Source organism: Gilliamella sp. X-60, assembly GCF_057063585.1.
In genome coordinates, this window is the sequence record NZ_JBXSQJ010000013.1 from 1 (window position 1) to 21,550 (window position 21,550).

The window sequence follows — 21,550 nt, forward strand, 5'->3', positions numbered from 1 at the left end:
TTAACGATTTATAATACCGAAAGACCGCATGAGGCGTTAAATAACATGACACCGATTGAGTATAAAACACTAAAACAAGCAGCATGATTTTCTACGTGAGTTGTGTACTAGGTTTGGGGTATTTACAAAATATAACCTGAAAAGTGAACATCACATCTTCACTCAATTACCTATCTCTTTCAGCTTTTCCATTGATTTAAGGGCAAACGGTTTCATGAATATTTGATTGATACACTGGTTATTACTCGATTTAATAAATACTGTGCAACCTCAATTAATCGCGAAACGGTATAGAATCCTGAATATTTTTTACAAAAATCTAAAAAGAGAATATTTAACTTACTGTCTTAATTTATTTGCAGACATGTAATACCATAATTGACAGTTTTATAACGTTCTTTCTTACTAGATAAGGAAATGAACAGCTTCAATTGACCTTTCTTTGGCATATTATAAATAGTCAGATGAATGACCATAAAGCGTTTTGCCAAATTAGGCACGGTGATTTTTCTTTATGACGTAAGCGACATATCGCTTATCTGTGAGAAAGCGTTGTTTTGTTTTTTTATGTTTATCCATTATCGTAGTTTCTCAAATTACAACAATGCGAGCAATTCCTACATATCATCTATGTTTAAAATATAATTAATATGACCTACAAAAATTATTAGTATATAATTGGTGAAAGTTTATTTTCCATTTTTGAGATAAGGGGTTATAGATGGACAAGGAAAAAGCAAGCGCATCATCATTTCAAGATGTATTAGAATATATTCGTCTATCACGTCGTTTAAATAAATTAAAGCGTGAAATATCGGATAATGAGAAAAAAATTCGTGATAACCAAAAACGCGTACTCTTACTTGAAAACTTAAGTGAATATATTAAACCAGATATGACTTACGAAGAGCTTCAAGCGATTATTGCGAATATGAAAAGTGATTATGATGATCGTGTTGATGATTATATTATCAAAAACGCGGAAATATCTAAAGAGCGCCGCGAAATTAGCAAAAAAATGCGTAGTTATCGATCTAATTAACATTGATTATTTTATAAATAGCGTCCATTTTATTATGGGCGCTATTTTTATAACTAAATCATCCGCCAGCTAGTTTTACTTTAAATCCTTTACCTTCTAGCAATGACTTTAATAAATCGCGTTTATCACCTTGAATTTCAATATTGCCATCTTTAAGCGAACCACCACATCCACAGCGTTTTTTTAATTCTGCGGCTAATTGTGATAATTGGGCATCATCAATATCGAATCCCGTAATAACACATACGCCTTTGCCCTTACGACCTGATGTTTGCCGTTGAATTCGAATAATACCATCCCCTTTAGGACGCGAGATGACCGGTTCAGTAGGTTTAATTCGTCCTTTATCGGTTGAATAAACAAGTGGATTACCAGACATAATTTAATTAACTCTTACTTGGTTCAAGTGTTGCTAAAATTGTTTGTAACGCGTTAGCCGGATCTTGTGATTGCGTAATCGGGCGTCCAATCACTAAATAATCAGAACCGGCTGCCTGAGCTCGCTGAGGCGTCATAATACGACGTTGGTCATCCGGATTGGTACCTGCTGGTCTTATACCTGGTGTGACCAATTTAAAATCACCGCCTAAACGTGTTCTAAAACTTTGTACTTCTTTAGCTGAACATACCACACCGTCAAGCCCACAGTTTTTAGCAAGTATTGCCAATCTTGTCGCTTGTTCTAAAGGCGATACATTGATACCAATGTCTTGAAGATCGGTTGATTCCATACTGGTTAATACTGTCACAGCGATCAAAATTGGCGCATCTTTACCGTACGAATAAAGCGCATCTTTAGCTGCTGTCATCATTCGCGAACCACCGCTAGCATGAACATTTGTCATCCAAACACCAAGGTCAGCTGCTGCGGCAACTGCTTTTGCGACAGTATTTGGAATATCATGAAATTTAAGATCTAAAAAAACATCAAAACCTTTTTGCATAATCTGTTTAATAAAATCAGGCCCTGCATGCGTAAAAAGCTCTTTACCGATTTTAAGACGGCAATCTTTTGGATCAACTTTATCAATAAAATTCCATGCTGATTTAACATCCGCAAAATCAACTGCAACAATAATTGGTGATGATGATGACATAACTCATTTATTCCTTTTAATCAAAATTTGTTAGCTATTTTTTCTAATAAATTCATTTAAATCAGCATAAAAAATGCGAGCACTTTCTTTGTAGCCTTTTAAAGTTTGGTGCACTAAATCAGGACGAGCCAATCCTCGTTGTCGCCACTGTTTAATGGAAAACTTACCCCCCATCGCAACTTGCCAATCCCAAAATAATGTTTTTTCGGATTTGGCAACTTGTTTTTGAATATTCATTATTTTTGCAAAAGACTTTGGCATATTTTTTTCATTTGCCATAGTATCAGGTGGCGTCATTATTAAAATGGCCGCATTAGGTAAATTTTTACGAATCAACCTGATATTACTCACTAAATTTTTTCGGTATTGATTGGCGTCTAATGTTTCATCAAAACTTTCATTTGTCCCATATTCTAAAATTACTAAATCACTTTGTGATACAGCAAGTTCTTTAAACCAATCCTTCCCCCACTTTTGCCAAATCGTTTGTTTAGCACCATTAGTAGCAATAGATGAAACAATAACGCCAGATTGTTGATTGCGCGTTAACCAAATTCCACCCAGCTCCACATCTTTTTGACCTTTTATAACTAAAGGCATTTTAGTCACAACCGATGCAGTTTGCCAAACATTTGGGGTTGGCGTATAGCTTAAATTAATTTTTTTATCATTTGTATCATAAAGCGCTAGCGATCTTGAGTTGTTTTTAAGTGTCTTGAAAGTTAATTTAATTTGCCAATCTTTATTATTCGATCCTCTTGGAACAATTTGAATAGTAGCCGAATCTTTACTGGGTTTTGCAATAAAGCCGCCCATAGGAAAGTCTAGGTTACTTAACGTTCGGCTACTTAGCACATCCCAATTTCTAGATTTCCATGTAACAACCGCATGACTTTGTCCTTTTATAGCGACAGGCGTTATCCAACCAATACCGGCGTTACCATATTTTTGTTGCATTAATGTTCTAAATTCACCAGTAAAGAAATCGGCTGCCGAATGCGAATCACCAAATTGTGTAATATTGACGACTTGATTTGTTTTTTTGTTATCGGCTAGCGATTTTAAACGCGTAGCGAATTTTTTAGCGTTAGGATCACCAAAATCAATAATAGTAGATACTGTGGTCGTTTTACTTTCCGCCACACTGCACCCAACCGTAATCGCTATCGCAATTACGGCTGTAATATATTTTAAAAATCTAATCATTATGGGTATCCTCTAATTCTTTATAAATTATTTTTTCCATAATAGCCTTTGCCAAAATTTTTTGGCCTATTGACGTAAAATGGACCCCATCATCAACCCTTACTTTAATTTTTGCTTTATCGGTTTCTATAAAATTACTAAATTTTTCGTATGTACAACCCAGTAATTCATTTGTTGTTAAAAAATGTTGTTGAACTTTTTCTAACTCCGACTCATACAAATTATTTAGGTAAACCATCCCATTGTTTAATTTTGGTTTTCGCATACAAGGTGCTGCAAGCCAAAGTACTTGAACATCATGTTCAATGGCGCTATTTAAAATAGACTCAATACGTAAACGATAATGTTCTTCCCATAATTCGGATTTAAATTTAGCATATTTGACATAGCCTTTAACTGGAAAATCCCAAGGATCATTAGCGCCAAGAAAAACAACAAGCAATTTGATTGAAGGATCGGCAATTAGATTATCATTAATTGTTTTTGGCCAATCAAAAGCGCTTGGATAAGCAAGTCCTGTGCTCTGTTTGCTTAAGTCAAGGCTTTCTATTTTATATTGCTTAAAAAGCATTTTTTTAACATATGGTGCAACTCCTTGCATTAAAGAATCACCAGCAAAGAACACTTTATCATTACTTGTTAATACAATCGGTAACGGCTCATGGGGTAGTTCAATATCCCCTTGTATTTTTTTAGGTTCATCTTGTAATGCTAGCTCGGCTTTGGGTTTATTATGATCGACGAAATCAGAATAATTTTTTAAATCAGGGCCCATCAAGCTATTTTCAGTATCGACTTTTTGATCGCTTTTTACTTCGGCAGTATTTTTATTTTGTTTTATATCTTCAAGCTCAGTGACGGCTAATTTAGATGTTTTATTTTCGGTGACAGGCAACACAGCATCAAACGGCCTAGTAAATGGGATTGATGTGTGTGTTGATGCATATTTTTGCTCGTCACTTTTGCTGTCTTCAAGCTCTTGTATTGAAGTTTCTTGAATCGCTAACGTGTCACTATTAAACAAATCGGTATGATACACTTGCTCGCCATAAATCAATATTGATTTGTAATAAATCGCTATTAATGCAATGGCGGTAACAAACAATATCACCAATATATAACGAGCAGATAAAGGTTTACTTGCAAGAATAGGAGAAGTACTTACTTTGTTAGTTTTTTTATGATCTTTTTTAAGCGTATTTTTATTTAGCGATTTATGACGTTGTCGCTTCAAATTCGATTTGGATTTTCTATTATTTTTTGAACACGATTTTTTATATATCATCATAATTAAGCGTTATTAAAAATTAGCATAAATAAAGTTTGGCATACCTGATGGTGCAATATAAATAACTAACCACAAAATTAAAATAAAGACCATTGGTAAATAACAATGCGGTATTTTTGTTAGCTGTATAATAAACCACTCAGGAAAATTTTTACACATTGGATAGGCAAAGTAGATGAAACAAATAACCAAAAATGCCCCCGCATAGTGCGGTTCTATCAGAAAGTTATGCATTAATGCAGTCAAATAATCAACTGCATCAGACAAACTTTCACAATTAAAAAATAGCCATGTAAAACAAATATAATGCCATGTTAATAATCGTGCAACCAGTGGCGAGCGTGCTGTTACCCAGCCTTGTCCAAAATAACGATCGCCGATATTAAGTGCCACTATACCAATACCATGACAGCCCCCCCAGATAATAAAATTAATACCAGCACCATGCCATAATCCTGATAGCAACATAGCTAACATGACATTAATCTGAGTTCGTATAAACCCACGACGATTTCCACCGAGAGGAATATAAATATAGTCGCGAATCCAACGTGATAAGCTAATATGCCAGCGAGCCCAAAAATCTCTTAAATTCAATGCCAAGTAAGGAAAATTAAAGTTAATTGGCAAGCGAAATCCTAACAATAACGCAATACCTGTAACTAAATCAGTATACCCCGAAAAATTTAAATAAATTTGCATTGCATAAGCATAAAGCCCCACTAACAAATCAATCACACTAAATTCTAACGGATTGGCAAATATTGGATTAACCCAGTGTTCACTAATAAGTCCGCCTAGACAATAAACCTTAATCACAGCCAAGATAAGCAACGTAAAGGCACGAATTGGTTCTAAAATTTCACGGGGCTGAGTTATGTTAATTTGCGGCAAAAAGTCTTTAGCACGGTTAATTGGGCCGGCAATTACACTTGGGAAAAAAGACAAAAATAAGGCAAAATCCCAAAATTTAGCAACGGGTAGCTCTTTCTTTTTTACCGAAACTAAGTAACTTACCGAATGGAAAGTATAAAAGGAGATACCGATAGGTATTAATACGGTTATAACTGGTAATAAAATAGGCAAATTGAAGAAGTTAAGCAGATCTTGCAACTCATAACGAAAGAAATCAAAATATTTAAATAATGCAAGATTAACGATTGATACACATAACCCCAAAAATAGCCATCGCTTTGCATGCCGATTCGATGCTGCAATCATCACTGAAAATAAATAGATCGCACAAGTATAGATAAAAAGGATAAGTGCAAATTGCCAGCTATAACTACCAACAATGAGATAACTTGATACTAAAAGTAGGATATTTTGTATTTTAGGCGATCGGTAACATCCCCAATACAAGGCAAAGAAAGCGATAAAGAGTAAACCAAATTCAATAGATAAATAACTCACTACGATCCTTTTTTACTTAAACGTATGGTTTCCTGAAACTTCTTTACAAAACCCTTTATAAAAAGACTTAGCTTTTTACTTCGCTAATTAATTCGGATTGAGCAAGTACATTATAAATAATAAGTTCCTTATTCAATCCAGTAATCGTTAACAACTGATTTCTTGCTTGCAACCATAGATGATAAAGGGCAGAAATCTTTTCATTACTTTTAGTCGCAAGTAGCCGAATTAATGGGACTTGATCACGATTCACAATAAAACGCCCAACTTTTTGCTTCGCTTTCAGCGCATCGCTTAACAAGGCACAAAACCAAACAATTCGTTCAATAAAGTCTTCATTATCAAAAGTTTTAGCTAGCTGCCAATAATTATTTTGTGGTACCAGTTCTAATAGATGATCACAAAATGCTTTTCGTTGTTGCCACTTTTCTGGTGCTAATAGTGCAGCCGCTTTTAGTGGCGCATTTTCGCTCAATAATAACGCCGAAGCAAGCTCATTATCGCTGCATTGCTGATTTTGTTTGCTTTTTAGCCATTCAATCGACTGCTGTAATTTAGGAACAGGTAAAAAATAAGAAAAGCAACGACTATGGATCGTTGGTAACAATTGGCTGTTATGCTCATCACTTAAAATAAAATAGGTGTTTTCGGGCGGTTCTTCTAACGTTTTTAGTAATGCATTGGCGGCAGCTTCGGTCATTAAAGCTGCCCGTTTTATCCAAATGACTTTATTGCCACCTTGCTGGGATTTTTCGTAAACCTTGCTCGATATATTACGTATTTGATCAATACCTATTGACTGTTTACCTTGTTCATTGGTTATCACATAATAATCGGGATGGTGGTGAGACAAAAACAGTTGACAACTATGGCATTTTAAGCACGGTTCCAATTGCAGTGAAGATTGACATAATAAACGGTTTACAAGCGTTGAAACAAACTCATCTTCACCACTGCCTTGAACATAATGTATTAATAAGGCATGATGAGCCCGTTTATGCATAATGCCAGTAGCTAATTGCTGATAAGGTAAGGAAAGCCAAGGATAGTCATTTAAGATCATGCAATATTACCCTGTTTTGTTAACCATGTTGTTAAAATTTGTTCAATTTGCTTAGTCACATTGTCGATTGGTTTTCCGGCATCAACAGTAATAATTGTTTTATCTTGCTTGGCAAGTTCTAAATAGCGTTGACGAATTCGTTTAAAAAATGGCAATGATTGTTGCTCAATGCGATCAAGCTCACCTCGAGATCTTGCTCGCATTAAACCAATTTCAGGTTCGATATCCAAATATAAGGTAAGATCAGGTTTAAAATGACCTAATACTTGCTCCTTTAATGTCGTCATAAAGACTTTATCTAACCGTCGCCCACCACCTTGATAAGCTTGCGTGGATAAGTCATGGCGATCGCCAATCACCCATTTACCTGCTTTAAGTGCAGGTTTAATCACATTATCAATCAACTGAATGCGTGCAGCATATAACATTAACAATTCGGCTTTATCTGTCAAAGGCTCATTATCTAAACCATTTTTAATAATATTACGTAATACTTCAGCTATCGGCGTTCCACCTGGCTCACGTGTAAATTGCAAATCACCAATATCGTGTTGATTCAAAATGCGAGCAACAGTATTAATAGCCGTTGTTTTACCCGCCCCTTCAAGCCCTTCGATGACAATAAATTTGCCTGTCATACTAAATTCCTAATCTATTTATGATACGCCAGTGTTAAATACCGCGCTATTGTACGCTATTTTTGTCCATTATTTTAGCCTGCTATTATTAATACATACTTTCAGTTTTACAAAATAAATAAAAATTACCAATAAATGCCAAAGCACAAGTCACAACAAAAAACATGCCGTTAGACTATTATTTTATTATTTTATTATTTTCATAATAAAGATTTTATTAAATAAATAATTAATACAGTTATTACCAAATTTTAGATGTTTAATGAAGTAACTAATAAAATCACCTAATAAAACCATTGATTGATTGATTGATTTTTTATGTGTAACAGACTTATATATGCCAGTAAAAAATATGATAGATAGATGGGTAGATAAATAAAATATATATTTAATAGCCTAATTAATTATATAGAAGTTAGTTTATCCTTGTGTATACAAGGAACACATCATAAAGAAAAAAGAAGAAAATAAAACCAACAAACTTTAATCTATACCATGATTCAATTTATTAACTATCCAAACTCTCAGTTTTTTCCCCTTTGATCTAGATGAAAAAACCCAATATCCTTTGTATTCCGTTGGAACAGTGACTGATATAAAATATCGTTGAGATGCGGGAATATCGTTATGTAACAATACATCCTGATTGCAATCGAATTCAATATCTGAGTTTAATTTGTTAATAATCCAATTCGCTAGTGTTAAGTTGTTCTTTTTTGCTTCTTTGCTCCACTTCGACTTTGTTTTAAAAGTAACAGCAAATTTAACGATAGTAGTTTTCATAAAAAGCTCCCTATATTAAAAAAAGTAACTATTGATAAATAAATAGTTAATTTCTCGTATACATGTTATATAGAAAATTAGTTTCTACCGAATATGATAGTTTCAAAATATTGTTCAACAGTATTACGATCATTACTTGATAATGATTTAAAAAATTCCAGTTTATCCCTGTGTATACAGGGAACACGTTGTCGGTTGTTCCTCCGCTGTATTCTCCACCGGTTTATCCCTGTGTATACAGGGAACACCCAACATTAAACTTGGCATAAAACTGCCCTCGCGGTTTATCCCTGTGTATACAGGGAACACTGTGAAGTGTCGTTTGCTGAAAAAGATGATGACGGTTTATCCCTGTGTATACAGGGAACACTTTGCAGTTGTATTTGAACGGGATTCATATTCCGGTTTATCCCTGTGTATACAGGGAACACCCTGTTAGGATCAGGATTGTGGAATATACAAACGGTTTATCCCTGTGTATACAGGGAACACAAATTATATGTAGAACATGTTAATGAAGTGCCCGGTTTATCCCTGTGTATACAGGGAACACCAATTATGAGTTGACCGCTCATACCGTATGAGCGGTTTATCCCTGTGTATACAGGGAACACTCTAAACATAGCTATTTGTTTTATTTATAATTATATCGACTGATAAATTCCACCAAATTTTTTAAATTTTTAAAGAACTTTAACCTATTGATTTTTAACAGGTAAAAAAGAGACCAACCGTAGTCCATCTAGATCTACCGGAACTCTTCTATTTGTACCATAAGTTTGGAAGTCAAATCCGGATTCGGTATTCGTTGCCCAAGCAAGTACTACATTGCCTTCTTCTGCTAATTCCATTATCTGTTGCCATACCATTTCTCTAATTGGTCTGGAGATATCACCAATGTAAACTCCTGCTCTAACTTCTAGCAACCAAATAGCTAAACGCCCCCTTAGTCTGGGCGGTACATTTTCGGTCACAACCACACACATACTCATAATTAGTGACTCCTAAAGCCACTATCGGCAAGCGATTTAGGTTCAGGGATAGCTGGAGGCTGAACATCATCAGGTGGTAATGGCGGTTCAATTCCTCCGGCTGATAAGACATCTTCAATCAATGGGATTAATTTAGCTAATGTTTTTTGACTTCTAAAAATTTCACGGCATGCAATACGTACTTCGCGATCAGGATCAGGGATTTTTTTAGCGGCTATTTCAAATGCTTTGGGTACAACCGTATCAAATTTAATAATATCTGCTATGTCATAAACAAAAGAGAGTGGCTTTCCGCTATGCACAAAACCAATCGCTGGCGCATAGCCGGCAGCCAAAACCGCAGCTTCAGTGATACCATATAAGCAAGATGTTGCGGCACTAATGCACTGATTGACTTTATCGCCTTTTTCCCAATCTTTAGGATCATACTTTCGACCATGCCATTTCACATGATAGCGTTTAGCTAATAATGAATAGGTTTCGCGTACACGTGCTCCTTCTATACCTCGGAGCTGATCAACCGAACGTCTAGTTGGTGCTGGCTCGCCAAAACGTAGTTCAAACATCCTTTTGACGACTTTTAAACGTAAATCATCATCTAACGCTAATTTTGCTTGATAAAGTAGTTTATCCGATCTCGCTCCGCCGGGCTGTCCAGATGAATACATTCGAACACCGGCTTCACCAACCCAAACAAGCAATGTTCCTACCGTTGCCGCTAATTTGACAGCAGCATGAGAGATCCTTGTGCCAGGTTCGAGCATAATACAAGCAATAGAACCAACGGGAATATGGGTTCTAACGCCTGTTTTATCAATTAATACAAATGCACCATCTAACACATCAATTTGTCCATATTGTAAAAATATCATTGATGTTCTATTTTTGAGAGGGATGGGATTAAGCGGAACATATACCATGTTATGTTCCCTATTGATGCCGTTTAATCAAGAATAATCCACAACCAAACCCTTTACTTTTACCAATTCCTTGATAGAGCGTATCTAAAAACAGTTCAGGATGAGTAACCGTTAAAACGCCTTGAAAATCAACACTACTAAAAGTAATAGGTTTAGCATCTACTTTCTTTTTAAATCGATGTTGATAATAACCAATAATATTACATTTAGGTTGCTTCCCTGTATTTTGCATAAGTGAAAATCCTCTTTTTTCACCTTGATTAACTAACCAATTTAATGCGGCTTGATTCTGTAAACCGTTTATCTCTATTGCCGAGGATAGTCCTTGCTGTTTTGCCAAAAATTTGGCATTCATCATCACATCACTGCGTTTACCATTTTTAAAAATAATAGGATTAGCGCGCAGTGAAAACATTAAATTCATACCGATGGTTAATTGTGGTGCATAGGGTTTTGTTTCAACAATAAATAATTGATGATCTTTTATCGGTGCAACTTCAGATAGCAGATAGTAGTATCTACTTTGTCTTGTTGCTTCTTCTCGAAACAAAAATGTCCGTTTTTCTTGATGAGGAAAAAGTTGCCATAACCATTGATGAATCGCATATTGACCAGCATACTGCATCTTTTGCTGCATGACATAAGGGAGGCGATCTAGTTTTAGGGTAACTCGAGAAAAATACATCTATTCGCTCCTTTTTAAATATCCTGAATATTGCAGGCGTGGTTCAAAATACCAATGATTACGGTTTATTGGTTGATCTTGCCGGCGCTGAATTTTTATTATTTCAAAATCGGCATCTTGATCTTTATGTTCCCAATAATATTCATCAGCAACACTGTTTAACAAATCGCTAATGACAGGATCGCGTTGATGATATTGTTGATAATGTTTATCAGCAAAAATAAATGCATCACAAAGCGTTCCTTCATAGAGAACAGGGGATAAAGGCAGTGCCAATGGCGAGTTTTTTCTACCTACATATAATGGAAAAACTGGCGTTAATAATGCTTGTTGTATTTGCTGCACATTATAGGGAGCACCTTTGGTTTCTGTCATCACAATTTGATAATAAATGTCGTTATAATATTCACGCTGTGAAAGTAGGGTTTCTAACTCATTAGGATTGCGACGAATTTCATCAAAACGGGTATATAATAACTGCTTTTTATTTGCTCTGGGGGCTTGGACGGTTTGAAAATCTCTAAACCAACTGCTGTTTGCTTTAAATGGGCGTATCGCAAAATTATAGTGTTGATTAAACGTATCGACTTTATTATCTTCACGCCGAATACCTAATGCCGCCGCCACTAGCCCTAATAAAGCCGAGCGAGAAGGAATATCATTACTATGGCGAACCTCGCCAATAGCATGCTCTCCCCACGATGTCAATGGTGCATAAATCTGGAAGATAAGATGTTTTATCATCTCGACGGCTCCTTATTTTTGGGCAACAAAATCTAATGCAGCGGTTAAGGTTCCTTTTCCTGTTTCAGTATTGAGTACGTAGCGACTATCGGCACATTGACCATATACCTTATCAAATTTATCAAGCTGTTGTTCTAAACGCGCAATCGCATCATTAACCATATCGTCGCTACGAATTGGATTAAAATAAGCAACAGCTAACGAGCGTGGTTGTTGAACCCCTTTTTCAATCAATAAGTAAGAGGTATAAGCCCGTGATGCAAAACTATTTTGCATACCGGTTGGTGCTACTTTAGCCGCAGCTTCGGTTAAGGCTTTTAATGTTTTTTCAACCAATGCCTCATCGCCATTTAGGTTTTCTAACAATAACTCACGACTAATACAGATGTAAGTATAAAACAGGGCTGAAGCAAAACCACGCTCATTTAAATGTGCTGAGCCGGCATCTTCCTCATTATTATTTAAATCATCCACTGCAGTAAAAAAGTCATATTCAATAGTAACGGTACTAACCCCTAAAGCATGAGATACTTGGCAAGCAGCTTCAACATTAAATGCAGGACTATCAGCTAACATTCGTCCAAACAAAGCAATATCAATGCAGCTATTTTCTTTACGGAGTAATTTCACCTCGGCATCGGTCGGCTCACGATTTTCATTAATTAACACGTCTACTAATTGATCAATGGCTTGTTTTTCATTGCTATTAATATGCACCAATTGTTCAATCTCCAAATTATCCAATGGATCTTTGGGGGATTTTTCATTTTTTACTTTGCCAAATTGTGCAGCAATTTTAATGGCGCTCGCTTTCGCAATTTTTTCCGAAATGCCTTGATCAAGCATATTTTTATAAACCCAATCTCGCGCAAATCGACGCGAACGCACGCCTAGATTGTCACTTAATGATTGATAAAAGTAATCCGAAGTTCGCCATGCTCTTTTTAAACTTTGCGATGAGATACGTAATCGGTCACTATTGCCCATTTTTGCAGTTTTTGGTCGACCAAGTTCATCACGGTTCAAATTAGATGGCGCATAAGCAGTCAATAAGTGTAATTGAATAAATGTTGTCATTGTCGTTATTCCTTAGGTAATTTATTAGTCGAATAGTAATCCATCGCCCAACGAACAGAAAGGCGTTCAAACGGATTGATAGTTGGAGATAAATTTTGTAGTCGATTATGCCACTCTCGCACCCACAAAAAAATTCCATCAGCAAGTGAAAAAAGGTTGACTCCCTGTTCACCACGTAATTTGGCAGCACGAATTAATCGTCGACAAAACTCTTCAGGTGTTTCACTGGTTTGCAATTGCTCAAAACGTAAAGGAGACATAATATTACGCTGTCCGCCTTTTGCCTTTTCGCTTAATTGTGCAGCAAAAGGGGCTTTCTCATTATTAGCGCTTGCAAAAGCAGCAACCGCAACAAATATTGCTAATGCCTGCTGATGAACAGGGGTTGGGGTTAATCTGTGAGTATCGTTAAATAGTACGTTGGCTAAACAAAAATACCCTTCATGTAACATAACCCCAAAAGGTAATGTCGCTCGACGTAGTTCAGCTCGTAATTTTCGCCCATTATAAGTCCCGCCATAAAAAGGATATGATCTTTGTTGCAGCATTGAAAACCATTCATTAATACATTTTTTGTGACTTTCATTTAATATAATTGTCTTTTTAATAAGATTGTTTGACATACTGTTCTCCCTATCCAAAAACAAGGCTATTTGGTGTTTTTTATCTTTTTTATATGCTTTAGTTTATTAAAATCAATGAGTAACTTTTCTCTAGCACTGATTTTTTGGGATGTAACCAACTGTTCATCAGGATTAGCAAACGCCGCTTTATCATAGGTTTGAGTAATATAATGTAGTAAAGTATTTGCCCAATTTGCTAACAAATGGAATCGACCTTCGGGATTATCTTTTTGGTCTATTAGTTGTTTTACAAATTGGTAAAATGCTGGTTCGGTCTCTTTCCAATAAGCGATGTCTAACAAACTAGATTGTTTATTTATCGCTGTCATAGCTTTACGCAGTATTGGCAAGGTCTCTTTACTTAATTCTAATGCCAGTGCAATAAGCTCTTCTAGGTCGCTGTCAGGATCAGCTAAAGCGGGATATACAGGAAAAGTGTGTTCATACCAGCAACGTGCTTTCATATTGTCAAAATCATAACCAAAGCACCATAAGCGATAGTGTTCGTTATCTTTTAGCCTACGCGCTTCATGGATAAAGACCACTTTTGCCGCTTCAACATTATCATGTTTTGTTAGCATACCTAGCCAATCGCGATAAATTAAACCACCGGGTTGACCTTTAATCGCTAATGGTGCGCCTGATTTACTATCAATTCGATATGGCGTTAAAGGATGTCGCCAATGTTGATATTGAACACCATAATTTTTAGTGTGATATTGCGTAATTAATTGTGACGAAGTTGCACCACACAGATCACATTTCCCTTGCTTAGTCTGTTCAAAATCAAGTTCTATTCGTCGTGGCATTCCCCAAAAAGCTTGGCAATAACTGGCTTGTTCAGGAAATAGACTCAAATTCTTCGGTGGTTCACTGGTTTTAGTCGTATTGAGCCATGGAAAGACAGATTCATCAAATTGGCGTGGTTTATCATCATCTAATGGTATTACGTTTAACCATAATTTCTTCCATAATGGTGTTGGTTTATTTAGTTCTGGCATAATCAACGTCGTTATCGGCCCACCACCACGCAAACTAACTCGATGTCCTTGTCCACCAGATGGTGCATTAGTTTGTAAAGTAAATAGTGCTATTGCTGCACAGTGTGGGCAAATTTCCTTGACAAAATCACGTTTGATAAAGTGGTCGGTGTTCTTCTTTAATGCGTTTTCACCCGGTGCTTCAACTAATAAACCTGATATTGGTAAAGCATTGCCGTCTAATTTCGTGAAATCTTGCATAAAGGCGGGTTTATTTGCACCAAATTGCATAGCCGATTTAACTTGATCAAATGCTTTATCTAAATCAGATTGCGAAATACCATCATCCCAGTAGTCAAACCACTCCTCATTATCTTCTGGAGAAAAGGTGGTTTGCAACAAACCGATAAGAAACTGATAGGCAGCACCTTGAAAATCAGCTCTAAAATAGGCTAAATCAGAAATAGTTTCATCAGCGATTTGACTAGGTTTAATCTTACTAACATGACCATCAAAATGGATAACCGGAATCCATTTTTCATCTAACAGCGAGAAAGAAGACAAACTATACTCCTTATTTAGAATTTTAATGTAAGCGGAAAGTTAGTTGTTCCGCTTATCGGCATTAACTTAAATTATTTAAGTGTTCGAGGGCTTGTTTATTGATCTCAATACTTAAACAATAAGATCGCGTTTCTTGATCATCTATTTTCTGTTTGATTTCAACAGCCCAAACTTTCTTACAAAATTGGCTACTTTTTTGCATTGCTCTTTGTATTTGTAAATGAATAAAATACTTTATAAAATCCAAAGTTAATTATTATAAATACTAATTTAAATTAGCCATTAAAAATATAAACAATATATATGTATATCAAGAATTACTAATTTTAACCATCTTTAAATTAGCATAAAAAAAAATCAGCATCAATAAAAAAGTCTGTAGACAATATAAAAATTTAGCGATATGTTAAACTGGTACTGTTTAATATGATCGTTCCTTATTTTATAGGGTTAAACCGTCTGTCGACAAAATGTAGTGTAGTTCCCCACATCTAGTGGGGTTTTCCATCTAAGAATACTACTTAAACAAAAATTTTTATTTTTGACTACTATTTATTGTCAAAAATGAGATCTGCATTTACTCTTTTTCAAGATATAAAAATAATTTCGCTAAATAGACTGTATTTAAAACTTGATAGTTAAAGCTCTTCGAGGCACATTATGCGAAGCATTATATTAACCAATGCCTATATCATAGCAGCCCATAAATGAACGACATACCGTTGATTAGCCATTATAATAACGAAATAAATATTAACCCTAACAAATCATTACCAATATAATGCAACCTAGAGAGATTTATGAATCAACAAAATAACAATAATTACCTTGATGCAGTTCAAACTGATGTAAAGCCCCCTTTTATAATTGCTATAATGCGTAAATTAGTCCCTTTTTCAATGATTTGGATAAGCTTAGTGTTAATGTATGGTGTCGTTTGTATGTACACAAATGCCGTTGGGCAAGATGAGTTTTACCGTTTTATCTTCTTTTTGCGTAGTCCATTTGTTGTGGCGCTTAATTGTATTGCGTTATTGGTTAGCGTTTTCCATTCAATAAGTTGGTTCAACTCAGTGCCTAAAACGATATTTTCATACCATACTGATAAAAAAACAAAATATTATTTATTCATTGTAGGGTTATGGCTGGTAACAGTTTTTGTTTCGGCATGTTTATTATTATTTATATTAAAATAAGTGGTCTTTAATCAATGAAAAACCAACAAATGCAAGCTAAAAGGTCTCATGGAAAAATCACAAAGGGGTTATTTGCTTTAGGTGGCACATGGGCGGCTGTTTTTTCACCCATTGTACTGGCGATTATCACATTTATCATTCCTTTTGGTGACGCAGCAACACGTTCTCATATTCTAAAAATAGCCAATACTGAAATGGGTAAATTGTTTTTATTTTTGATGATTTCATTACCTATCTGGTGTGGATTACAACAAATTTTAACGCTTTTGCACGAGCGTAAAATCTATCCAAAACGCGAAAAATTACTGACTTTTGGCTTAGCGTTAGCATGGACAATACATGCTATTTATATATTGTTTATTCGGGTATAGCTGGCATTTTTGATTATAGGAATATAAAAAGCGTCATAAACAAAATAACGCTTTTTATATTTTCAAAAACTAATAATATGTGAGTTCGCGGATAATATTCGTTTGTTTATTCTCTTGATTATTTTTAACTTTACTTGCCGTAAGCCAATCATTTTTTTCATTAAACGTTAAAAATTTAGTTAAATAATGTGAAACTTCTTTTCCTGATGATAAGTAAGAAGATTCAATGGTAGTTAATCGATGATGATCGTTATCATATTGATACGAAAAATCACTTTCGTTTGTCATATTGTTGCTAAATTGGTACGACACTTTAGCAAGCTGTTGCTCTTGATATCCAAACGTATAGACTGAAGCCCCTTTTTGCTCTGCTCCGGTATATTTACCATTTTCATCAATTTCTTTAAGCTGCCATTGTACATTTTTATTGATAAGACAGTGATTACTATCGTATACGTAATTATCGGTTTCGAAAAAAACAAAATCGATAGCTTTTTTAGTCTGCTGTGATACGACAATTTTACCTTGTTCATCAGTATTAAATTGGATGATGCTATTGGTTTTATCTTCTACATCCTCAATAATATTTTCCCAACCAGATTTATTTTTTTGTAAGTGTTCGGAATAAATTCGAAAGTTTTTATCCGAATAAAGATCATAATGGCTTTGTGTGATAAGCCCATTAGGATCATATTCTAACGTGTGCTTAGCTAGCGAACTATTCGCATCAGTACCCAATTTGGTGGTTGAAGTCCGAATCTCTTGCTTTATACCTTTTACAGGTGAATCAATATAATCGAGGATTTGAAAAATATAGTTATTTGCCTCAACGATATTTTGGTTTGGATTATCACTACAGGTTATCGCCATCGCATTTATTGAAATGAGGGATAAACAGGGTGTTAATAAAAAAGGAAGTATTCGTTTTTGCATAATGAAACCTGTTAACTAGATTGATATATGATTTATTAACAATGGTCTATAATATAGACCATTGTTATCTATTGCTTTATACATTTATTTTTTGCGCATTAACAGTGCTTCTTCCCAATTGACCTTTTTGTCTTGCTGTTGCGCTGGCTGAGTATCATCTTTATGAGCAAATTTTTCTGTTTTTTCAACTTTATCTGCGTGTATCAATGTTTTATTTATTTTACGAGGTGGTTTATCTAAAAATGAGAGTAATGTTTTGGTATACTCAGTTTCGGGGGAATAAAAGATCTTTTCCCGTGAGCCTTGCTCAATAATGTTCCCCTCTTTCATAACAACCACTTGATGACACAGAGAATAAACCAAAGCTAAATCATGGCTAATAAACAAATAACTAAGCTGATACTTTTCTTGTAATGACTTAAGTAAATCAATAATTTGTTTTTGAATAGTATGATCTAATGACGAAGTTGGTTCATCTAAAATCAATAATTCTGGCTTCAAAATTAAGGCACGGGCAATGGCTATTCGCTGGCGTTGCCCCCCTGAAAACTCGGTTGGATAGCGATAACGCATATCAGGATCAAGACCAACTTCTTGCATAATGTCAACTACCGCTTGCTCACGCTCTGATTGGCTCAGTTTTTTGTGAGTGATTAAGCCTTCACTAATAATCTGTTCAACATTAAAACGCGGATTAAGAGATGAAAATGGATCTTGAAACACCACTTGGATACGGCTTCGAAATGGTAACAGCTTTTTGCTGGTTAGATTTTGTATCGGATGGCTGTCAAATACAATGTTACCTTGCGATTTTATCAACCGTAAAATAGCTAAAGCAGTAGTGCTTTTGCCCGACCCTGACTCACCAACAATCCCAACTGTTTCGCCTTGATGCACGGCAAAGCCAGTATTGTTGACGATCTTCTTCTTTTGACTGCAAAATAAACGTTTTTTGGCAATAACTTCAACATTAAGGTGGTTAACATTAAGCAGTATTCCAGGTGTATCAGGCAATGGCACCGGCTCACCATGTGGCTGAGAATTTAATAGTGTTTGCGTATATTCATGTTCTGGACGTAAAAAGATACGCTGCTTATTATTGTATTCAACAATTTTGCCTTGTTGCATCACCGCTACTTTATCAGCGATTTTTTTAACAATGCTAAGATTATGCGAAATAAATAGCATGCTCATATTCAGTTCTTTTTTTAACTCTTTTAATAACTGAATAATTTGTGCCTGTACTGACACATCTAAAGCAGTGGTGGGTTCGTCTGCTATCAATAATTTTGGATGGGTTAAAATTGCCATAGCAATCATAACTCGCTGCCTTTCTCCGCCTGATAACTGATGAGGATAAGCCGATAATTTACTTTTTGGATCTTTAATCCCCACACGATCAAGATATTGCAAAATCTCGCAACGCGCATCATGTCGATGCATGCCTCGATGTAATGCTAGTACTTCATAAAGCTGTTTTTCAACCGTATGTAGAGGGTTCAATGACACCATTGGTTCTTGGAAAATCATACTAATTTGATTGCCACGTACCTGACGAAGTTCTTTATCTGGCGCTGATAATAAAGAGTTTTCTTCAAATAAAATATCGCCAGTTGGATAAACTACTTGCTCTTTATGTAGCAAACGCAGGATAGACAAAGCGGTAACACTTTTACCTGAACCTGACTCACCAACGAGTGCCAATGTTTCTTGCTCATCAATATCAAAGCTGATATTACTCACGACTTGTGATATCGTTTGTGTACCACATTTAAAAGCGATACTTAAATCCTGAACGGATAATAAAGGAGAACTCATCGATACGCTCCTTTGTTTGGATCGAATGCATCTCTTACTGCCTCACCAATAAAAATAAGTAATGAAAGCAAAGTTGCAATAATTAAAAACGAACTAAGACCAAGCCAAGGGGCTTGCAAATTGTTTTTCCCTTGTAGCAACAGGCGACCTAAAGATGGTGAATCAATCGGCAAACCAAAGCCCAAAAAATCTAGCGACGTTAAGGTGGTAATTGATCCACATAGAATAAAAGGTAAAAAGGTTAATGTTGCCACCATTGCATTAGGTAATATGTGGCGAAACATAATTTTACTGTCGCTCACCCCCATTGCTCTGGCCGCACGGATATAATCAAAATTGCGAGTACGCAAAAATTCGGTACGTACAATTCCAGCTAACCCCATCCAACCAAATAAAACAGTAATGCCCAGCAACCACCAAAAATCAAGTGGTAAAATGCTGGCTAATAAAATAATTACAAATAAACCCGGCAAACCACACCAGATTTCAATAAATCGCTGTCCTAACAGGTCTACTGTTCCGCCATAATAACCTTGGATTGCCCCGATGATGATACCAATAAATGAAGTAAACAATGTCAAAAAAATAGCAAAAAACATTGAAATACGAAAACCATATAAGATATTGGCCAGTACATCGAAACCCGCATCAGTTGTACCTAACCAATGCGATGCTGAAGGAGGCGTTGGGAAAGTATTTTGCGTATCATAGATTAGTGTACTATAACTATAGCGAAACGGAGGCCATAAAATCCAGCCATTCGCTTCTATTTGATTTTGCACAGCAGGATCAAGATAATTAGTTTGTGTTTCTAATTGCCCACCAAACTCCGTTTCTGGATAAAAATGAAAAATTGGTGAATAGTAATTATCCTGATATTTAATAAAAATGGGTCTATCGTTAACAATAAAATCAGCAAATAGACTCATCACAAAAAAGATCGAAAATAACCAAAGTGAATAATAGCCACGGCGATTATGTTTAAATCGTTGCCAGCGTTGTTGATTAAAAGAATAATGAGTGGTCATCAGTTTCGAGCCTCAAAGTCAATGCGTGGGTCTATCATCATGTAAGATAAATCAGACAGTAGTTTTGTGATGAGTCCAACTAACGTAAAAATATAAAGCGACCCAAAAATTACAGGGTAATCACGTTGAATAATTGCTTCATAGCCTAATAAACCAAGCCCATTAAGCGAAAAGATGATTTCAATTAGTAATGAACCGGTAAATAAAATACCGACAAAAGCAGCGGGAAAACCCGATACAATCAGTAACGTGGCATTACGAAAAACGTGTTTATACACGATCTTTCTTTCACTTAATCCTTTTGCACGTGCGGTTATGACATACTGTTTGCGAATTTCATCTAAAAATGAGTTCTTGGTCAACATAGTAAGTGAAGCAAAACCACCAATAACCATTGCAATAGTAGGCAAACAGATGTGCCATGCATAGTCTTTCACTTTTCCCCAAAAATCGAGTTGTTCAAAATGATTCGAAATAAGTCCACGAAGTGGAAAAATATCCCAATAACTACCACCGGCAAACAATACAATTAACAACACTGCTAATAAAAAAGGCGGTATGGCATAACCAATAATAATTAGGGTACTTGACCAAAAATCAAATGCCGAACCATCTTTTACTGCTTTGCGAATACCTAACGGAATTGAAATCAGATAAACAATTAACGTACTCCATAATCCCAATGAAATTGAAACAGGTAAACTTTTGGCAATCAAGCCTAATACCGATTCACTTTTAAAAAAACTGTTACCAAAATCAAATAATATGTATTTGTTTAGCGTTTCGATATAACGTTCAAATATTGGTTTATCAAAGCCGTATTGTTTTTCAATCATCGCGATAACTTGTGGATCAAGCCCGCGCGCTCCACGATAGTTTGACTCATTTTTATACTGCTGTACTGATGTAGATGAACCACTGCTCCCCGGCAATAGCCCTTGCCCTGCTTGCGGTCCATTTTCAATCATAGCAAGCGCCTGATCGACCGGTCCACCTGGTGCAACTTGCACAATAAAAAAGTTGATTGTTAAAATTACAAATAATGTTGGAATAATCAGTAACAATCGACGAATAAAGTAATTTAGCATA

The 21,550-nt window shown here is 35.6% G+C and carries 23 protein-coding genes, 1 pseudogene and 1 CRISPR repeat array; of the genes and pseudogenes, 4 read left to right on the top strand and 20 right to left on the bottom strand.

What is annotated here, in order from left to right:
* The first annotated feature begins 6 nt into the window (after positions 1 to 6).
* Positions 7 to 87, top strand: coding sequence for an integrase core domain-containing protein (locus ACYIAM_RS07910; protein WP_141670356.1), 81 nt, complete (start codon positions 7 to 9; stop codon positions 85 to 87).
* Between the two features lie 634 nt (positions 88 to 721).
* A complete protein-coding gene (gene tmaR / locus ACYIAM_RS07915) occupies positions 722 to 1,042 on the top strand; it encodes a PTS system regulator TmaR (protein ID WP_065639049.1) in 321 nt (106 codons plus the stop codon).
* 58 nt (positions 1,043 to 1,100) lie between these two features.
* On the opposite strand, the gene yciH is transcribed toward tmaR, so the two are convergent.
* From yciH to ACYIAM_RS07995, 16 genes are all read right to left on the bottom strand, one after another.
* Positions 1,101 to 1,424 carry a stress response translation initiation inhibitor YciH gene (yciH, locus tag ACYIAM_RS07920; protein ID WP_174796751.1) on the bottom strand — a complete coding sequence of 108 codons (324 nt, stop codon included), beginning with the start codon at positions 1,422 to 1,424 and terminating at the stop codon, positions 1,101 to 1,103.
* A 4-nt stretch (positions 1,425 to 1,428) separates the two neighbouring features.
* On the bottom strand, positions 1,429 to 2,139 hold the full coding sequence (pyrF, locus tag ACYIAM_RS07925) for an orotidine-5'-phosphate decarboxylase (RefSeq protein WP_483747888.1): 711 nt from the start codon (positions 2,137 to 2,139) through the stop codon (positions 1,429 to 1,431).
* 30 nt (positions 2,140 to 2,169) lie between these two features.
* Positions 2,170 to 3,345, bottom strand: a complete 1,176-nt coding sequence (locus ACYIAM_RS07930; RefSeq protein ID WP_483747889.1) for a GDSL-type esterase/lipase family protein — start codon at positions 3,343 to 3,345, stop codon at positions 2,170 to 2,172.
* Entirely contained in the window at positions 3,338 to 4,633 is a 1,296-nt protein-coding gene (locus ACYIAM_RS07935) for an SGNH/GDSL hydrolase family protein (protein ID WP_174796697.1), read from the bottom strand. The genes ACYIAM_RS07930 and ACYIAM_RS07935 overlap by 8 nt, the downstream gene beginning before the upstream one ends.
* Before the next feature lie 12 nt (positions 4,634 to 4,645).
* The gene (locus ACYIAM_RS07940) at positions 4,646 to 6,046 is read right to left on the bottom strand and encodes an MBOAT family O-acyltransferase (RefSeq protein ID WP_483747890.1); all 1,401 of its coding nucleotides are present in this window, start codon (positions 6,044 to 6,046) and stop codon (positions 4,646 to 4,648) included.
* Positions 6,047 to 6,113: 67 nt separating this feature from the next.
* A complete protein-coding gene (gene holB, locus ACYIAM_RS07945) occupies positions 6,114 to 7,109 on the bottom strand; it encodes a DNA polymerase III subunit delta' (protein ID WP_483747891.1) in 996 nt (331 codons plus the stop codon).
* Positions 7,106 to 7,747, bottom strand: a complete 642-nt coding sequence (gene tmk / locus ACYIAM_RS07950; RefSeq protein ID WP_483747892.1) for a dTMP kinase — start codon at positions 7,745 to 7,747, stop codon at positions 7,106 to 7,108. Before tmk ends, holB begins: the two co-directional genes overlap by 4 nt.
* Positions 7,748 to 8,230: 483 nt before the next feature.
* Entirely contained in the window at positions 8,231 to 8,530 is a 300-nt protein-coding gene (locus ACYIAM_RS07955) for a hypothetical protein (RefSeq protein WP_483747893.1), read from the bottom strand.
* 158 nt (positions 8,531 to 8,688) lie between these two features.
* Positions 8,689 to 9,144: direct repeats of the CRISPR family, unit length 29 nt; unit sequence CGGTTTATCCCTGTGTATACAGGGAACAC.
* A gap of 84 nt (positions 9,145 to 9,228) precedes the next feature.
* Positions 9,229 to 9,522, bottom strand: coding sequence for a type I-E CRISPR-associated endoribonuclease Cas2e (cas2e, locus tag ACYIAM_RS07960; RefSeq protein ID WP_160430689.1), 294 nt, complete (start codon positions 9,520 to 9,522; stop codon positions 9,229 to 9,231).
* A gap of 2 nt (positions 9,523 to 9,524) precedes the next feature.
* Entirely contained in the window at positions 9,525 to 10,442 is a 918-nt protein-coding gene (gene cas1e, locus ACYIAM_RS07965; protein WP_085246887.1) for a type I-E CRISPR-associated endonuclease Cas1e, read from the bottom strand.
* A 10-nt stretch (positions 10,443 to 10,452) separates the two neighbouring features.
* Positions 10,453 to 11,127 carry a type I-E CRISPR-associated protein Cas6/Cse3/CasE gene (gene cas6e / locus ACYIAM_RS07970; RefSeq protein WP_174796702.1) on the bottom strand — a complete coding sequence of 225 codons (675 nt, stop codon included), beginning with the start codon at positions 11,125 to 11,127 and terminating at the stop codon, positions 10,453 to 10,455.
* Positions 11,128 to 11,871 (bottom strand): type I-E CRISPR-associated protein Cas5/CasD, encoded by a 744-nt coding sequence (gene cas5e, locus ACYIAM_RS07975; RefSeq protein WP_174796703.1) that lies wholly within the window; start codon positions 11,869 to 11,871, stop codon positions 11,128 to 11,130. It abuts the gene before it with no gap.
* A gap of 12 nt (positions 11,872 to 11,883) precedes the next feature.
* Positions 11,884 to 12,948 carry a type I-E CRISPR-associated protein Cas7/Cse4/CasC gene (gene cas7e, locus ACYIAM_RS07980; protein ID WP_174796704.1) on the bottom strand — a complete coding sequence of 355 codons (1,065 nt, stop codon included), beginning with the start codon at positions 12,946 to 12,948 and terminating at the stop codon, positions 11,884 to 11,886.
* A gap of 5 nt (positions 12,949 to 12,953) precedes the next feature.
* Positions 12,954 to 13,571, bottom strand: a complete 618-nt coding sequence (casB, locus tag ACYIAM_RS07985; RefSeq protein WP_483747894.1) for a type I-E CRISPR-associated protein Cse2/CasB — start codon at positions 13,569 to 13,571, stop codon at positions 12,954 to 12,956.
* Positions 13,572 to 13,597: 26 nt separating this feature from the next.
* Positions 13,598 to 15,115, bottom strand: a complete 1,518-nt coding sequence (gene casA / locus ACYIAM_RS07990) for a type I-E CRISPR-associated protein Cse1/CasA (RefSeq protein WP_483747895.1) — start codon at positions 15,113 to 15,115, stop codon at positions 13,598 to 13,600.
* Between the two features lie 61 nt (positions 15,116 to 15,176).
* The gene (locus ACYIAM_RS07995) at positions 15,177 to 15,317 is read right to left on the bottom strand and encodes a hypothetical protein (RefSeq protein ID WP_483747896.1); all 141 of its coding nucleotides are present in this window, start codon (positions 15,315 to 15,317) and stop codon (positions 15,177 to 15,179) included.
* A 598-nt stretch (positions 15,318 to 15,915) separates the two neighbouring features.
* Between ACYIAM_RS07995 and ACYIAM_RS08000 the strand changes: the two genes are divergently transcribed.
* Both ACYIAM_RS08000 and frdD read left to right on the top strand, forming a co-directional pair.
* A complete protein-coding gene (locus ACYIAM_RS08000; RefSeq protein WP_483747897.1) occupies positions 15,916 to 16,311 on the top strand; it encodes a succinate dehydrogenase/fumarate reductase transmembrane subunit in 396 nt (131 codons plus the stop codon).
* 14 nt (positions 16,312 to 16,325) lie between these two features.
* Positions 16,326 to 16,682 carry a fumarate reductase subunit FrdD gene (gene frdD / locus ACYIAM_RS08005; protein ID WP_483747898.1) on the top strand — a complete coding sequence of 119 codons (357 nt, stop codon included), beginning with the start codon at positions 16,326 to 16,328 and terminating at the stop codon, positions 16,680 to 16,682.
* A 69-nt stretch (positions 16,683 to 16,751) separates the two neighbouring features.
* Here frdD and ACYIAM_RS08010 read toward each other — a convergent pair whose 3' ends face one another.
* From ACYIAM_RS08010 to ACYIAM_RS08025, 4 genes and pseudogenes are all read right to left on the bottom strand, one after another.
* Complete coding sequence (locus ACYIAM_RS08010; RefSeq protein ID WP_483747899.1) at positions 16,752 to 17,615, bottom strand: hypothetical protein; 864 nt, start codon at positions 17,613 to 17,615, stop codon at positions 16,752 to 16,754.
* A gap of 234 nt (positions 17,616 to 17,849) precedes the next feature.
* Positions 17,850 to 19,433 (bottom strand): annotated as a pseudogene (gene yejF / locus ACYIAM_RS08015) (microcin C ABC transporter ATP-binding protein YejF); the annotation flags it as partial.
* Positions 19,430 to 20,461 carry an ABC transporter permease gene (locus tag ACYIAM_RS08020; RefSeq protein WP_174796712.1) on the bottom strand — a complete coding sequence of 344 codons (1,032 nt, stop codon included), beginning with the start codon at positions 20,459 to 20,461 and terminating at the stop codon, positions 19,430 to 19,432. The pseudogene yejF and the gene ACYIAM_RS08020, both read right to left, overlap by 4 nt.
* The gene (locus ACYIAM_RS08025; RefSeq protein ID WP_483747900.1) at positions 20,461 to 21,549 is read right to left on the bottom strand and encodes a microcin C ABC transporter permease YejB; all 1,089 of its coding nucleotides are present in this window, start codon (positions 21,547 to 21,549) and stop codon (positions 20,461 to 20,463) included. Before ACYIAM_RS08025 ends, ACYIAM_RS08020 begins: the two co-directional genes overlap by 1 nt.
* Between the last annotated feature and the right edge of the window lies 1 nt (position 21,550).